This window comes from Micromonospora sp. NBRC 107095 (assembly GCF_030269705.1).
Classification (GTDB): domain Bacteria; phylum Actinomycetota; class Actinomycetes; order Mycobacteriales; family Micromonosporaceae; genus Micromonospora; species Micromonospora parva.
In genome coordinates this window covers 1,377,521-1,392,739 of sequence record NZ_BSTU01000001.1, presented here as the reverse complement: position 1 = coordinate 1,392,739, position 15,219 = coordinate 1,377,521, and the positions used below count along the sequence as shown (strand labels likewise).

Below are 15,219 nucleotides of genomic sequence, written 5' to 3'. Positions count from 1 at the left end.
GGCACGGGATGACGGCGTTATCAACCGATGGGGCTTGGGCGGGGCGCCGGGTTCTGGTCACCGGTGCCGGCGGGTTCATCGGCTCCCACCTGACCGAGCGACTGGTCAGGGCCGGGGCGGAGGTACGCGCCATGGTCCGGTACACCGGTCGGTCCGACCTCGGCATGCTCGCCGACGTCGACCCGGAGGTCCGCCGGTCGGTGGAGGTGGTGCACTCCGACATCACCGACCCCTTCGCGGTCCGCCGTGCCATCGCCGACTGCGACACGGTCTTCCACCTGGCCGCCCTGATCGCGATCCCGTACAGCTACGTGGCCCCGGCGTCCTACGTGGCGACGAACGTGACCGGCACGCTGAACGTGCTGGAGGCGGCGCGTGATCTCGGGGTACGACGGTTGGTTCACACGTCCACGTCCGAGACGTACGGGACAGCCCGTTACACGCCGATCGACGAGGACCACCCGATTCAGCCCCAGTCGCCCTACTCGGCCTCGAAGATCGGCGCCGACGCGATGGCCGAGTCGTTCTACCGGTCCTTCGATCTGCCGGTGGCCGTGATCCGGCCGTTCAACACCTACGGTCCCCGGCAGAGCGCACGCGCGGTGATCCCCACCGTCGCCGCCCAGGTGGTGGCGGGGCGGGAAAAGATCGCCCTCGGCGACCTGCGGCCGGTGCGCGATCTGACGTACGTCACCGACACGGCGGCCGGGTTCATGGCCGTAGCGGCTGCCGACCAGTGCGTCGGGCAGGTCACCAACATCGGCAACGGCCGCGGCATCGCCATCGGTGACCTGGCGCGCCTCATCGCGGAGGTGGCGGGGCGACCGGACATCGACATCGTCGAGGACAGCCAGCGGCTGCGGCCCCCGCAGAGCGAGGTGTTCGAACTGATCGCCGGCACCGAACGGGCGCGGGAACGCTGTGGCTGGGAGCCCACGGTGTCGCTGCGTCAGGGCCTCACCGAGGTCGTCGACTACGTGCGGGCGAACCTGGGCCGGTTCGATGTGGACCGGTACGTGGTATGAGGGCGATCATTCTCGCTGGTGGGCGCGGCACCCGGCTGCGTCCGTTCACCACCAGCTTCCCGAAGCCGCTGATGCCGGTCGGTGACATCCCGATCCTGGAGATCCTGCTCCGCCAGCTCAAGGCACACGGCGTCACCGACGTGACACTGTTGACCGGTCACCTGGCGTACCTGCTGGAGGGGTACTTCGAGGATGGCAGCAAGCTGGGCCTGCGCATCGACTACGTCCGCGAGGAGCAGCCCCTGGGCACGGCGGGGCCGTTGCGCCAACTGGCGGGCTCCCTGGACGACGACTTCTTCGTGATGAACGGCGACCTGCTCACCGACCTGGACTTCACGGCCCTGATGGCGCATCACCGTGGCAGCGGAGCCCCGGTGACGATCAGCGTGTACACCCGGTCGGAGAAGATCGAGCTGGGCATCCTCAAGATTGACGAGTCCGGTGACGTGGTCGGCTACGACGAGAAGCCGACGCTGAACCTCGACGTCTCGATGGGCGCCTACGCCATGTCACCCAAGGCGCTCGAGAAGATTCCGCCCGGCGCGTACGACATGCCGCAACTCATCCTCGACCAGCTGAGCACCAACGGGCGGGTCTCCAGTTGGCGGCACCGCGGCTTCTGGCTGGACATTGGGCGGGTGGACGACTACAGCCTGGCCAACAAGATGTTCGCGGAGAACCCGACCGGGTTCCTGCCGCCCGACTAACGCCACCACGACGATTCGGCCCGGCCGCCCCCGAGGGGTGGCCGGGCCGAGTTTGTTTGATTCAGCGACCGAGCGCGGACACCAACCACTTGCCGATCTCGCTGCTGGCGCGCACCGCCTTGATGACCAGCGCCAGGCCCGGCACCCGTGGGCGGGTGTAGCGGCTGATCAGCTGGAACCAGACACTGAGCCCGGCGATCCGGCGGCGGCTGATGCTGCCCTCGTGCCGGTGGAACCGGACGACCGGATGGTCGAGGTGCGCCGGGTGGACGCCGTTGGCGAGCGCCCGCAGGACCAGCTCGACGTCGACCTTGATCGGTAGTTTCTCGTCGTAGCCACCGAGGCGGAGCAGCAGCTCGCGCTCGATGGACATGCCGGAGTGCTTGAACGGCAGCCGCGGACGGGTCAGGACCGACCAGAGCATGCGGCGCGCCGTCGGGTAGGACGGGAGGCTGATCGACCGAGCGGAGTTACCCACCAGCTCTTCGTAGTCGGTGTAGACCCAGACGGCCCCGGTCCGAGTCAGGAACTCCTGGATACGGGCCAGCCCGTCCTCAGTGAACTCGTCGTCGGAGTCGAGGACGGTGACGTAACGGCCACGGGCGACGCGCAGGGCCGTGTTGCGGGCTGTGCTGATGCCCGACGGCTTCTGACGCACGAGTCGAATACGCTGGTCGGCCAGAAGACCGGCGGCGGCCAGGCATTCCTGGGCCGGCACGGTGGAGCCGTCGTCGACCACGACGATCTCGAAGTCGTCGAAGGTGCCGCCGAGCACGCTGCGGATGGACGTCACGAGTAGTTCGGGACGGTCCCGTACCGCGATGCAGACCGAGATCGCCGGAGTGACCCGGCGTACCGGCTCGGTGAGCCCGACCGTCGGCGCGTCGACGGAGGGACGGACCGGCCCGGTGAGCCCGACCGTCGGCGCGTCGACGTTACGGCCGGGGGCGCCCGGCAGTGGCTGGAGTGCGCGAGGATCCCGGTCGGTCAACTGAGCGGCGCGCACCGCGAAAGGGCCCTCGCTCACCGCGAGCGTCGACCGCCGCTCGGGGCGAGGCTCGCGCCGACCGGTGCCCGGCCAACGAACGAGCCATCGGCTCTGCTTGTATCGCCCATGCCCACAACCCCCGTGATGGTCACTGCTGGTCGTCCTCTGGCGACGCTCCGGTAGGACCGTCGCGCCGAAGGATGCCCGATCTGAACGCCGCGCGCGGCAGATGGATTCTAGCGACGCACTCATGATCGCACCACTACTGAATGTGGACGAGTAGTGACACAAACGCGTGTCGCGCTACCTCAGCGGAATCCCGCCGGTGGTCGCACCCGACGCGCCTGCGCCAGGATCTCGTCGGTGGCGAGGATGCGGGTGTCGTCCTCTCGGGCACCGGCGGGGCCAGCGGTATCGGCGGGCCCACCGTCCTTCCGATCGATGGGAGCGGGGCGCCGTGCGGCCCACCAGGCCAGACCGACGACCGTCCAGAGAAGGGGCGGGAGCAGGGGATCCTCCATCGATGGCGAGAGGAAGCCAACGATGCAGGCGAATATGATGGCGGCGATTCCCCACAGCACATTGGGTGCCGGCCGGTGACCCGCACGACGCAGTTGACGGGTCCGGGCCAGCAGTGGTTTGGCAATCATGAAGAGCCACACCAGGTACGCGCCGAACCCCAGAACGCCGACCTCCATGATCAGGTGCAGCCAGAAGGAGTCCACCTGAACCGCCTGGAAGCCGTAGCGGTTGAAGCCACCCGGGCCAAATTTCGGGTTCTTGTGCCAGTTCGGATTGTCCTTCTCGGCGACCACACCACCGAACTGGCCGATACCGAAGCCAAGAAGGGGTTGACGCGGCAGGATTTTCGCTGCCTGCTGGAGGTAGAGCACCCGGATCTCGCGGACCGGCGCGGGCGAGTGGGTGGGCTGCGGCGTGACCGCTCCCGGCGATCCTCCCGGGCCGCCGGATCCGCTGGTCCCGGGCGACGTCGACGGCTTCGCCGAGGTCTTGGGGCCACCCGACGCGGTCGAGCCGCCGTCCGGCCGCGCGGTGGCCGTCGGGGAGGGCTTGGCCGTGGTCGCCGCTGGCGGAGCCGGCGGCGACGACTCGCTGCCGGCCGGGTGATTGAAGCTCGTGAACGCGTTGCCGATGCGGCGTTCCCATTCGGCCCGGTTGTCGGGCCGGGCGGCGATCTGGGCGACGGTGCAGAGGACCACCAGCAGGCAGACGGCGAGGATGCGTCGCGTGTTGGTGCGGGCCACCACCGCGATCACCACAGCGCCGATCAGGACGCCCAGCAGCGTTTCCCTGGACTGCGTCGCGGACATGGCGACGGTGGCGACGACGGCCACCGCCCACCAGCGCCGTCGGACGTCGGCGGCGGTCGCCAGCCAGGCGACGAAACCGAGCAGGGTCAGCCCCAGGACGTGGCCGAGGTGGTTCGGGTGGGACAGCAGCCCCTGTGCGCGGCTCTGCTCCGACCAGGTGAGGTCCACCCAGCCGAGTACGCGGTAGGCCGGCTCACCCACGACCATCTGGATGAGAGCGAGCAGAACGTTGACGCTCACCACCACGGCCACCACGATGAGCAGGCGACGGATCATCGTCGAGTTCAGGTCGGCCGCGCGCAGCGCGTAGAAGACGATGACGCCACGGAAGTAGACGAACAGCGCCTCGCCCATCAGGGACATCGAGGAGTCGTTCACCAGGCCGGCGAGCACCATCACCAGCCCCAGCACCAGCAGGGCGAGGTCGGCGCCGGTAAGGAACCGGCGCCACAGCCGATCGACGACGACCTTGACCACCGTCAGCCCGGCGAGCCCCAGGTAGAGGACGGTCTTGAGCTGCTTGGGCCACTGGGCTGAGCCGTCGAGGTTGGCGCGCGGATCCACGCTCGTCGGACCGCTCAGCACCTGGGCCCAGGTTTCGAGCAGCACATGTACCAGCAGCGCGCCGACGACCACCACGATCGCGGTGGAGAGCAGCCCCGAGACGGGCCGGGTGGGCCGGTCCGTCGCCGGGGCCATGCTCTGGATGGAACCGTTCATCACACGTCCCTACGGCGTCGGACCAGCATCACCACGAGCACGATGAGACCGACGAAGAGAGCGCCGCCGGCACCGGCGAGCAACACCATCAGCCAGACCGACTGGTCGCTCGGCTCGGACTCGTTCTGCTGCCGTTCCACGGCATTCTGCCGGTACGCCTTTGCCAGCAGGTTGCCGGGGGATGCCTGCGCGACCGCGTCGAACTGGGTGATCGCCGCCGAGTGCTGACCGGCGAAGTAGGCGTCCAGGGCCTTGCGATACAGCTTGTCGGAGTCACCGAGCTTGTTGGCGGTTCCGGCCTCGCCGATCAGCGCGTTCAGGCTCGACGACGGGACAATCACCCGATTTGCCCTGTCCGGACGAGCCTGATCCTGGTCGATCATCCCCGCCACCCGGCCGCTCGGGTCCAGGGCGATACCGCCGTGCGACGTGGTTCCGAGATCCTGGTTGATGCGGGAGATCGACGCCGACCCGCGCCGCCCGGTGCCGGTGATACCGACGAGCTTCGACTTCGGACCGTAGGTTGCGGTGCGGAAGTCGTCATCGGTGGTGGCGAAGCCGAGAATGAGCAGGGAACTTCCGTCGGTGAGGGTCGCCGAGGGGTTGAGCTCCGCCACCGGAAGGCTCCCCCGACCCAGCTTGATGAGCGCGATGTTGCCGGTGTCGGGCGGCAGCGCCCGGACGACCTGCGCCGGGATCGCCGGCTCCGTGGTGAGGTTGCCCTTGGCGGTGTTGAGCTGGCCGTGGATCTCGGTACCGGGCTCGGTGCCCGGATCGATGCCGGTGAACTTCGTCTTGCCCATGTTGGTCCGGATGTACTCCTGGACCTGCGCGGGGACCAGTGTCTGCTCGCGCACGAGCATCCGGGCCACCGTGTCGAGCGCGATCTGCCTGGCGGTTTCCTGGGTGGGCTTGACGCACGCGCTACTGGTGAGTGCGTGCCCGTCCGGGGTAACCACGAAGGCGCTGCACCTGCGGGTGAAGGTGATGGGCGTGGCCCGTATCGGCGTGTTGGTGCTGGCGTCGCGGACGTAGCCGGTGAAGACCGTTTCGACGAAGACGAGCGCGGGCGCGGCAACCGCCAACGCGCGCTCCTCGGGGCTGTACGGGGCGGCCTGCGCCCAGGGCTTCAGTGGCGGGTCGACGGCGGCGGCCGTGGGGAACGCGGTGGCGCCGACGGTCGGCGGGATGCCGGGGTCGGTCGGCTCGTCGGGGGCGAGCGCCCAGACCGCCACGCCGCTGCCCACCGCCACCGCCAGCGCGAGCGCGGCCACCTTGACCCAGAGGCCGGTACGCCGCTTCGGTGGGGCCGACGGCTGGATCCGTCGCACCGGCGCGGCGAACGGATCGTGCGGCGGCGGGCCGTCCATCGGCCCGACGGCGGGCGGCGGCGGCTCGTCGGCGTCGGGCTGCGCGGTCGTGGGGTTGGGGTTGGGCGCCACCGGCGGGCCGGCGTGCAGCGCCCACGGCGCCGGCGGAGGGCCCGAGGTCAACTGCGGCACTCCCGACACCTGCTGCGGCACACCGGAGACCTGCTGCGGAATCCCGGAAACCTGCTGCGGCACACCGGACACCTGCTGTGGAATCCCGGAGACCTGCTGCGGCACGCCGGAGACCTGGTGCGGCACACCGGACACCTGCTGGGGGATGCCGGACACCTGCTGCGGCACGCCGGAGACCTGGTGCGGCACACCGGACACCTGCTGGGGGATGCCGGACACCTGCTGGGGGATGCCGGAGACCGGGGCGGCGGGACCGCCCTCGGTGGGCACCGGCTGATAGTCCTGGCCGAGCGCCCGGAACAGTCGCTCCGCGCCCGGGCCTGCCTCCGCGGGGTACGCCACCCACGGCTCGGCCGCGGAGAAGTCGGCGTAGGCGAAGGTCTGGCCACCGGGCGCCTGCGCCAACCCGTTGGCGGTGCCGACGAAGGCCTCCCGCCAGCCCGGCGCGTCCGCGACGGCCGCGTTCAGCACGGCAATCGTCACCAACCGGCCCTGCCCGTCGATGGCTGCCCATGCCTTACCGGCCGGGCAGGTGCCCAGCATGTGGGTGAACCTGTACGGACCAACCGGTTGCATGCGCACTCCTCTGCTCAACCGCCGTGCGGATACTACAGAGAGCGCGCTCGTCCGCCGCCCTGGTGGTCGTCGGCCCGACAGCCGGTTGACGGGGCCCACAAGGCGCACTGTCCCAGCCCGTCAAGGGGTTCCCCGGTCAGCCGACAAGCGACGTGTGACGCCTGTTGCTTATTGAAAGTTTTCATGCATAGAGTCACCGTGTGAATGAAGGAGCTGTCGGGGCACCGGCCGAGCAGGTGCTCGGCCTGTTCCAGGGGGTGCGACTCACCCCCACCCAGCGCCGGATCGCGCACTGCTTGGTGCAGCACGCGCCCACCGTGGCCTACCTGTCCGCCGCCGAGGTGGCCGAGTTGGCCGGGGTCAGTCAGCCGTCGGTCACCCGGTTCGCCGTCGCGCTCGGCCACGACGGCTACCCGGCGCTGCGCCGCCGGCTGCGCGACCTCACCGCCACCGCACCGGGCGGATCGGCGGACGCCGGCAACGAGCTCCAGCAGGCGGTCCGCGCCGAGATGGACAACCTGGACCGACTGGCCGGTCAGCTCGCCGACCGGGACCGGATCGCCGAAACCGGGCGGTTGCTCGCCGCGAGTCGTCCGCTGCCGGTGCTCGGCCTGCGCGCCGCCGCACCGCTGGCCGCGTACTTCGCCTACTTCGCGGCCAAGGTGCACCCGGACGTACGGGTCCTCGACGACGGGGGCAGCCTGCTCACGGACCGCCTGGAGCAGGCCGCCGAGGCCGGGGCGAGCGCCGTGCTCGCCTTCGTGCTGCCCCGCTACCCCCGGGAAACCCTGGACGCGTTGCGCGACGCCCGCGACGCCGGGTTGACAGTGGTGGCGATCACCGACTCACCGGTCAGTCCGGCCACCGAGCACGCCGACGTGGTGCTCGCCGCCGCGGTGGGCGCGCAGCTCGTCTTCGACCTGCACACCGCCCCGATGACCCTGGCCATGGTGCTGCTGCAGGCGATCTGCGATGCCGCGCCGGCCGACACCCAGCGCCGACTGGAGGCGTTCGAAGCCTCCGCGGCCCGCCGACAGTTGTTCCTCGGTTGACCGGAGGAGACCAGAGATGACCCAGCCCATTCGTGCCGCACGGGGCAGCCAGCTCACCACCCGCGGGTGGCAGCAGGAGGCCGCCCTGCGGATGTTGATGAACAACCTCGACCCCGAGGTGGCCGAGCGCCCCGACGACCTGGTGGTCTACGGCGGCACCGGCAAGGCGGCACGCGACTGGCCGTCGTACCACGCGTTGGTCCGCACCCTGACCGACCTGCGCGAGGACGAGACGATGCTGGTGCAGTCGGGCCGCCCGGTCGGGGTCATGCGCACCCACGAGTGGGCACCTCGGGTGCTGCTGGCCAACTCGAACCTGGTCGGCGACTGGGCGACCTGGCCGGAGTTCCGCCGCCTCGAACAGCTCGGCCTGACCATGTACGGGCAGATGACCGCCGGTTCGTGGATCTACATCGGCACCCAGGGCATCCTCCAGGGCACCTACGAGACGTTCGCGGCGGTGGCCGCCAAGCGGTTCGCGGGCACTCTCGCCGGCACGCTGACGTTGACCGCCGGCTGCGGCGGAATGGGCGGGGCGCAGCCACTCGCGGTCACCATGAACGGCGGCGTCTGTCTGATCGTGGACGTGGACCGCACCCGGCTCGACCGCCGGGTGCACGACCGTTACCTGGACCAGGTGGCCGACTCGCTCGACGACGCGGTGCGGCGGGTGCTCGCCGCGAAGCGGGAGCGGCGCCCGCTCTCCGTCGGTGTGGTCGGCAACGCGGCGGTGGTCTTTCCCGAACTCCTGGTGCGGGGCGTGGAAATCGACATCGTGACCGACCAGACCAGCGCGCACGACCCGCTGTCGTACCTGCCGGTGGGGGTGGAGCTGGCCGACGCCCGGGAGTACGCGGCGGCCAAGCCGGCCGAGTTCACCGAGCGGGCGCGGGCGTCGATGGCCCGGCACGTGGCGGCGATGGTCGGTTTCCTCGACGCCGGCGCCGAGGTGTTCGACTACGGCAACTCGATCCGGGGCGAGGCGCAGCTCGCCGGCTACCAGCGTGCCTTCGACTTCCCGGGTTTCGTGCCCGCGTACATCCGGCCGTTGTTCTGTGAGGGCAGGGGTCCGTTCCGGTGGGCGGCGCTCTCCGGCGACCCGGCCGACATCGCGGCCACCGACCGGGCCGTCCTCGACCTGTTCCCGGAGAACGAGTCGCTGGCCCGCTGGATCAGGCTGGCCGGTGAGCGGGTCGCCTTCCAGGGCCTGCCGGCCCGGATCTGTTGGCTGGGCCAGGGCGAACGGGACCTGGCGGGCGTGCGGTTCAACGACATGGTCGCCTCCGGCGAACTCTCCGCCCCGGTGGTGATCGGCCGGGACCACCTGGACACCGGCAGCGTCGCCAGCCCCTACCGGGAGACCGAGGGGATGGCCGACGGTTCCGACGCCATCGCCGACTGGCCGCTGCTCAACGCCCTGGTCAACACGGCCAGTGGCGCGTCCTGGGTGTCCATTCACCACGGCGGTGGAGTGGGCATCGGCCGGTCCATCCACGCCGGGCAGGTATGCGTGGCAGACGGCACCGCCCTCGCCGGTCAGAAGATCGAGCGGGTGCTCACCAACGACCCGGCGATGGGGGTCATCCGACACGTCGACGCCGGCTACGAGAGCGCCCGCGAGGTCGCCGACCGGACCGGCGTCCGGGTGCCCATGACGGAGGGGCAACCCTCATGAGCGGCGACCTTTCGGCCCGGTTCCGGGCGCTGTGGGACGAGATCGCGCCGGTCGGACGGGACGCCGACAGCGGCGGCTACCTGCGGTACGCGTTGACCGAGCCGGAGCGGGAGCTGCGCGCCTGGTTCCGCGCGCAGGCCGAGCGTCGGGACATGCCGGTCACCGAGGACGGCAACGGCAACCTCTTCGCCCACTGGGGTGACCCGGAGGCGTCGGACGCGGTGCTCACCGGCAGCCACTTCGACTCGGTGCCGCACGGCGGGGCCTACGACGGGCCGCTCGGCATCGTCAGCGCGTTCCTCGCCGTGGACGAGCTGCGCGCCGCCGGTGTCACTCCCGGCCGGCCTCTGGTGCTGGGTGCCTTCGTCGAGGAGGAGGGGGCGCGCTTCGGCGTACCGTGTCTGGGGTCGCGGCTGCTCACCGGCGCGCTGTCGGCCGAACGCGCGGCCGGCCTGCGCGACGCGGCCGGGGTGAGCTTCGCCGAGGCGCTCGGCGACCGGCCGGCGGGCGCCCGGCCGGAGCTGCTGGGCCGGTTCGGCGCCTTCGTGGAGTTGCACGTCGAACAGGGCCGCGCGTTGGTCGACACGGACGCGCCGGTCGCGGTGGCCAGCGCGATCTGGCCGCACGGCCGGTGGCGCTTCGACGTCGTCGGCGAGGGCAACCACGCGGGTACCACCCGGATGGCCGACCGGCGCGACCCGATGCTGACCTACGCGTTCACGGTGCTGGCCGCCAACAAGGAGGCCCGGCTGCGCGGCGCGCACGCCACGGTGGGCCGGGTCGCCGTCGAACCCAACGCCACCAACGCGATCCCGTCCAAGGTGACCGGCTGGTTGGACGCCCGGGCCGCCGACCCGCAGACGCTGACCGGGCTGATCGACGCGGTGCGCGGCAAGCTCGCCGAGCGGGCCCGCCGCGACGGTACGGAGGTGACCGTCACCGAGGAGTCGGCCACCCCGCTGGTCGCCTTCGACGGTGGGCTGGCCGAACGGCTGGCCACGCTGCTCGACGCCCCGGTGCTGCCCACCGGGGCGGGCCACGACGCCGGGGTGCTCGCCGCGCACCTGCCCACCGCGATGCTCTTCGTGCGCAACCCGACCGGGATTTCGCACTCCCCCGCAGAGGCCGCGACGGACGATGACTGCGCGGCCGGGGTACGGGCGCTGGCCCGGGTGCTGGAGGGGCTGACATGCGCGTGAACGGGCCGACGGGCCAGCCGTCGAGATCGCCCGAACCGCTGAGGTCACCCGAACCGCCGACATCGCCCCGGCCGTTGATGTCGCAGACGATTCAGCTCCAAAGGAAGCGAGGAGCATGACCACCGCCCGCTGGCTCGCCCAGTACGCCTGGCTGCCCGAGCACGCCGAACCCACACCCGACGTGCTCATCGAGGTCGAAGCCGGCCGGATCTCCGCGCTCACGCCACTGGTCGGCGGCGAAGGCCCCGCCGCCGGTGTCGAAGTGCTGCGGGACGCCACCCGGCTGCCCGGCCTGACAATGCCCGGTCTCGCCAACGCGCACTCGCACGCCTTCCACCGGGCGCTGCGCGGACGCACCCACGGCGGCCGGGGTGACTTCTGGACCTGGCGGGACCAGATGTACGCCGTCGCGGACCGGCTGGACCCGGACACCTATCTCGCCCTGGCCCGCGCGGTCTACGCGGAGATGGCGCTCGCCGGGGTCACCTGTGTGGGCGAGTTCCACTACCTGCACCACCGGCCCGGCGGCGGCGCGTACGACGACCCGAACGAGATGGGCGCGGCGCTGGTCGAGGCCGCCGCGCACGCCGGGATCCGGCTCACCCTGCTGGACACCGCCTACCTCACCTCCACCGTGGACGGACAGGCGCTGGCCGGGCCGCAGCGCCGCTTCGGCGACGGGGACGCGGCCCGCTGGGCGCAACGGGCAGAGGCGTTTCAGCCGACCGACCCCCACGTGCGGGTCGGCGCGGCTGTGCACTCGGTGCGGGCGGTCCCGGCCGACCAGCTCCGCACTGTCGCCGAGTGGGCCGGGGAGCGGCAGGCGCCGCTGCACGTGCACCTCTCCGAGCAGCCGGCCGAGAACGACGAGTGCCGGGCGGTGCACGGGCGGTCGCCGACCGCGTTGCTCGCCGAGCACGGCGTGCTCGGGCCGGACACCACAGCCGTCCACGCCACCCACCCGACCAGCGCGGACCTGGCCCTGCTCGCCGACAGCCGGACCGGCGTGTGCCTCTGCCCCACCACCGAGCGGGATCTCGCCGACGGGATCGGCCCGGCCCGGCTGATGGCCGAGGCGGGCATCCGGCTCAGCCTGGGCAGCGACAGTCACGCGGTGATCGACCTGTTCGAGGAGGCCCGGGCGGTGGAGCTGGACGAGCGGCTGCGTACCCGCCGGCGGGGCCACTTCGCGCCGCTCGACCTGCTGACGGCGGCCACCGCCGCCGGGCACAGCGCGCTGGGCTGGGCCGACGCCGGGAGGATCGCCGTGGGTGCCCGCGCCGACCTGGTGACGGTACGCCTGGACAGCGCCCGCACCGCCGGGGTGCCGCCGGTGGGCGTGTTCTTCGCGGCCGGCGCGGCGGACGTCGAGCAGGTCATGGTGGACGGCCGCGTGGTGGTGGCCGAGGGCCGACACCTGACCGTCGACGTGCCGGCCGAGCTGGCGGCGGCCATCGAGGCGGTGAACCCTCTATGAGCGGCAGCCTGCTGGTCGACAACATCGGGGAGCTGGTCACCAACGGTGCCGGCGAGGGCCCGCTCGGCATCCGCCGCGACGCCGCCGTGCTGGTCGAGGAGGGCCGGGTGGCCTGGGTCGGGCCGTCCGCGTACGCGCCGGCCGCCGACCATCACGTCGACGCCGGTGGGGCCGCCGTGCTGCCCGGTTTCGTGGACAGCCACGCCCACCTGGTCTTCGCCGGGGACCGGGCCGCCGAATTCGCCGCCCGGATGGCCGGCCAGCCCTACACCGGCGGCGGCATCCGGACCACTGTCGGCGCGACCCGGGCCGCGACCGACGAGGAACTGCGGGCCACCGTGCGCCGGCTGCGTGCGGAGGCGCTGCGCCAGGGCACCACGACCATGGAGATCAAGAGTGGGTACGGCCTGACCGTCGCCGACGAGGCCCGCTCACTGCGGATCGCCGCCGAGACCAGCACCGAGACCACCTTCCTGGGCGCGCACGTGGTGCCCGCCGAGTACGCCGACCGCCCCGACGACTACGTCGGACTGGTCTGCGGGCCGATGCTGGCTGCCGCCGCCCCGCACGCGAAGTGGATCGACGTGTTCTGCGAGCGGGGCGCCTTCGACGTGGACCACGCCCGCGCCATCCTGGCCTGCGGTCAGGCCGCCGGGCTGGGCGTACGGCTGCACGCCAACCAGCTCGGACCCGGCCCCGGCGTTCAGCTCGGGGTGGAACTGGACGCGGCGAGCGTCGACCACTGCACCCACCTCAGCGACGCCGACGTGGCCGCGTTGGCCGACACCGCCCACAGCGACTCCTCGGGCACCCGCACGGTGGCGACACTGCTGCCCGGCGCGGAATTCTCCACCCGCTCGCCGTACCCGGACGCGCGCCGGCTGCTCGACGCCGGTGTCACGGTGGCGCTGGCGACGGACTGCAACCCTGGCTCGTCGTACACCTCGTCGATGCCGTTCTGCGTGGCCCTCGCGGTCCGCGAGATGCGGATGACCCCGGCGGAGGCGGTCTGGGCCGCCACCGCCGGTGGCGCGCGGGCGCTGCGCCGCGACGACATCGGTGTCCTCACCCCCGGCGCGCGGGCCGACCTGGTCGTCCTCGACGCGCCGTCACACCTGCACCTGGCCTACCGGCCCGGTGTCCCCCTGATCCGCCAGGTAATACGCAACGGAGTTCCGCAATGACGAACGTGACCATCCAGCCCTCCGGGATCACCGCCGACGACGTTCTCGCGGTGGCCCGCGGAACCGCCACGGTCGTCCTCGCCCCCGCCACCATCGAGGCGATGGCGACCAGCCGGGCCATCGTGGACGGCATCGAGTCGTCGGGGCGCCCCGTCTACGGGGTCTCGACCGGGTTCGGGGCGTTGGCCAACACCTTCATCGCCCCGGAGCGACGGGCCGAGCTGCAACACGCGCTGATCCGCTCGCACGCCGCCGGGGTGGGCGCGCCGATGCCGCGCGAGGTGGTCCGGGCCATGATGCTGCTGCGGGTACGGTCCCTCGCCCTGGGCCGTTCCGGGGTCCGACCACTGGTCGCCGAGGCCCTGGTCGACCTGCTCAACCACGACATCACCCCGTGGGTGCCGGAGCACGGCTCGCTGGGCGCCTCCGGCGACCTGGCGCCGCTGGCGCACTGCGCGCTGGTGCTGCTCGGCGAGGGCTGGGTCCTCGGCCCGGCCGGTGAGCGGCAGGACGCGGCCGACGCGTTGACCGCCGCCGGGCTCAAGCCGATCGAGCTGGCCGCCAAGGAAGGGCTGGCGCTGATCAACGGCACCGACGGCATGCTCGGCATGCTGTTGCTGGCCATCCACGACGCGGCGCACCTGTTCACCATGGCCGACGTGACGGCCGCGCTGGCCATCGAGGCGATGCTCGGCTCGGAGCGGCCGTTCCTGCCCGAGCTGCACGCGATCCGGCCCCACCCCGGTCAGGCGGCGTCGGCGGCGAACATCCACCGGCTGTTGCAGAACTCCCGGGTGATGGACTCACACCGCGACGACCTGGCGCACGCCGTACAGGACGCGTACTCGATGCGCTGCGCCCCGCAGGTGGCCGGCGCGGCCCGCGACACCCTGGACTTCGTCCGCACCGTCGCCGCCCGGGAGCTGGTGTCCGTGGTGGACAACCCGGTGGTGCTACCGGACGGCCGGGTCGAGTCGACCGGGAACTTCCACGGCGCACCGCTCGGCTTCGCCGCGGACTTCCTCGCCATCGCCGCCGCCGAGGTGGGCGCGATCGCCGAACGGCGGGTGGACCGGCTGCTCGACGTCACCCGCTCCCGGGAGCTGCCCGCGTTCCTCTCCCCCGACGCCGGGGTCAACTCCGGACTGATGATCGCCCAGTACACGGCGGCCGGGATCGTCGCCGAGAACCGTCGGCTGGCCGCCCCCGCCTCGGTGGACTCGTTGCCCACCAGCGGAATGCAGGAGGACCACGTCTCGATGGGCTGGGCCGCGGCCAAGAAGCTGCGTACCGTGCTGGACAACCTGACCAGCCTGCTCGCGGTGGAGCTGTTGGCCGGCGTACGCGGCCTTCAACTGCGGGCCCCGCTGGAGCCGTCACCGGCCGGTCGGGCCGCCGTGGAGGCGCTCGCCGACGTGGTCGGCGAGCCCGGGCCCGACGTGTTCCTCGCTCCCCTGGTGGAGACGGCCCGTGCCGTGGTGCGCGGTCCGAACCTGCGGGCCGCCATCGAATCGGAGATCGGCACGCTCAGCTGACGCGGAAAAGACGCGCCCACCGTCCGCAAGGTTGAGCCGTTCAGGTGGATTTCGCTGGTCGAGGCCCTTGCTAGGCTTCCCGCCCGGCGGGGGTATCCGGAGCCTTCCCGCCCGACGGGGGCATCCGGAATGGGTTCCGAAGGTGAGCAGGCGTGAACGACGTCACTGAAGAGTTGCATTTCGGCAATCGCTATTCCGGGATACCAGCACAGAGGTCTGCGGCGGCGGCAACCACAGCCGCTGGTGGT

Annotated in this window: 11 protein-coding genes; 8 read left to right on the top strand and 3 right to left on the bottom strand. The window is 71.8% G+C overall.

The window, feature by feature from the left end; genetic code table 11:
- Positions 1–8 precede the first annotated feature (8 nt).
- Entirely contained in the window at positions 9–1,025 is a 1,017-nt protein-coding gene (locus QSK15_RS06575; RefSeq protein ID WP_030331246.1) for a GDP-mannose 4,6-dehydratase, read from the top strand.
- Positions 1,022–1,732, top strand: coding sequence for a nucleotidyltransferase family protein (locus tag QSK15_RS06570; RefSeq protein WP_285793352.1), 711 nt, complete (start codon positions 1,022–1,024; stop codon positions 1,730–1,732). The genes QSK15_RS06575 and QSK15_RS06570 overlap by 4 nt, the downstream gene beginning before the upstream one ends.
- 61 nt (positions 1,733–1,793) lie before the next feature.
- On the opposite strand, the gene QSK15_RS06565 is transcribed toward QSK15_RS06570, so the two are convergent.
- The 3 genes from QSK15_RS06565 to QSK15_RS06555 all read right to left on the bottom strand — a co-directional run bounded on the left by QSK15_RS06565 (position 1,794) and on the right by QSK15_RS06555 (position 6,849).
- Positions 1,794–2,759: a glycosyltransferase family 2 protein gene (locus tag QSK15_RS06565; RefSeq protein ID WP_285793351.1), complete on the bottom strand. Its 966-nt coding sequence runs from the start codon at positions 2,757–2,759 to the stop codon at positions 1,794–1,796.
- Between the two features lie 269 nt (positions 2,760–3,028).
- Positions 3,029–4,771: an O-antigen ligase family protein gene (locus QSK15_RS06560; RefSeq protein WP_285793350.1), complete on the bottom strand. Its 1,743-nt coding sequence runs from the start codon at positions 4,769–4,771 to the stop codon at positions 3,029–3,031.
- Positions 4,771–6,849 carry a trypsin-like peptidase domain-containing protein gene (locus QSK15_RS06555; RefSeq protein WP_285793349.1) on the bottom strand — a complete coding sequence of 693 codons (2,079 nt, stop codon included), beginning with the start codon at positions 6,847–6,849 and terminating at the stop codon, positions 4,771–4,773. Before QSK15_RS06555 ends, QSK15_RS06560 begins: the two co-directional genes overlap by 1 nt.
- Positions 6,850–7,049: 200 nt before the next feature.
- Between QSK15_RS06555 and QSK15_RS06550 the strand changes: the two genes are divergently transcribed.
- From QSK15_RS06550 to hutH, 6 genes are all read left to right on the top strand, one after another.
- Positions 7,050–7,901, top strand: coding sequence for a MurR/RpiR family transcriptional regulator (locus tag QSK15_RS06550; protein ID WP_285793348.1), 852 nt, complete (start codon positions 7,050–7,052; stop codon positions 7,899–7,901).
- Between the two features lie 16 nt (positions 7,902–7,917).
- The gene (hutU, locus tag QSK15_RS06545; RefSeq protein ID WP_285793347.1) at positions 7,918–9,576 is read left to right on the top strand and encodes a urocanate hydratase; all 1,659 of its coding nucleotides are present in this window, start codon (positions 7,918–7,920) and stop codon (positions 9,574–9,576) included.
- A complete protein-coding gene (locus QSK15_RS06540; RefSeq protein ID WP_285793346.1) occupies positions 9,573–10,775 on the top strand; it encodes an allantoate amidohydrolase in 1,203 nt (400 codons plus the stop codon). Before hutU ends, QSK15_RS06540 begins: the two co-directional genes overlap by 4 nt.
- 115 nt (positions 10,776–10,890) lie before the next feature.
- The gene (locus QSK15_RS06535) at positions 10,891–12,252 is read left to right on the top strand and encodes a formimidoylglutamate deiminase (RefSeq protein WP_285793345.1); all 1,362 of its coding nucleotides are present in this window, start codon (positions 10,891–10,893) and stop codon (positions 12,250–12,252) included.
- On the top strand, positions 12,249–13,436 hold the full coding sequence (gene hutI, locus QSK15_RS06530; protein WP_285793344.1) for an imidazolonepropionase: 1,188 nt from the start codon (positions 12,249–12,251) through the stop codon (positions 13,434–13,436). Before QSK15_RS06535 ends, hutI begins: the two co-directional genes overlap by 4 nt.
- A complete protein-coding gene (gene hutH, locus QSK15_RS06525) occupies positions 13,433–14,971 on the top strand; it encodes a histidine ammonia-lyase (RefSeq protein ID WP_285793343.1) in 1,539 nt (512 codons plus the stop codon). Before hutI ends, hutH begins: the two co-directional genes overlap by 4 nt.
- Positions 14,972–15,219 lie beyond the last annotated feature (248 nt).

Excerpts from the sequence above, each read along its gene's own strand:
- QSK15_RS06575 (WP_030331246.1), top strand. The coding sequence starts at position 9 with ATGACGGCGTTATCAACCGATGGGGCTTGGGCGGGGCGCCGGGTTCTG.
- QSK15_RS06535 (WP_285793345.1), top strand. The coding sequence starts at position 10,891 with ATGACCACCGCCCGCTGGCTCGCCCAGTACGCCTGGCTGCCCGAGCAC.
- hutH (WP_285793343.1), top strand. The coding sequence starts at position 13,433 with ATGACGAACGTGACCATCCAGCCCTCCGGGATCACCGCCGACGACGTT.
- QSK15_RS06560 (WP_285793350.1), bottom strand. The coding sequence starts at position 4,771 with ATGAACGGTTCCATCCAGAGCATGGCCCCGGCGACGGACCGGCCCACC.
- QSK15_RS06570 (WP_285793352.1), top strand. The coding sequence starts at position 1,022 with ATGAGGGCGATCATTCTCGCTGGTGGGCGCGGCACCCGGCTGCGTCCG.
- QSK15_RS06555 (WP_285793349.1), bottom strand. The coding sequence starts at position 6,849 with ATGCAACCGGTTGGTCCGTACAGGTTCACCCACATGCTGGGCACCTGC.
- QSK15_RS06540 (WP_285793346.1), top strand. The coding sequence starts at position 9,573 with ATGAGCGGCGACCTTTCGGCCCGGTTCCGGGCGCTGTGGGACGAGATC.
- hutU (WP_285793347.1), top strand. The coding sequence starts at position 7,918 with ATGACCCAGCCCATTCGTGCCGCACGGGGCAGCCAGCTCACCACCCGC.
- hutI (WP_285793344.1), top strand. The coding sequence starts at position 12,249 with ATGAGCGGCAGCCTGCTGGTCGACAACATCGGGGAGCTGGTCACCAAC.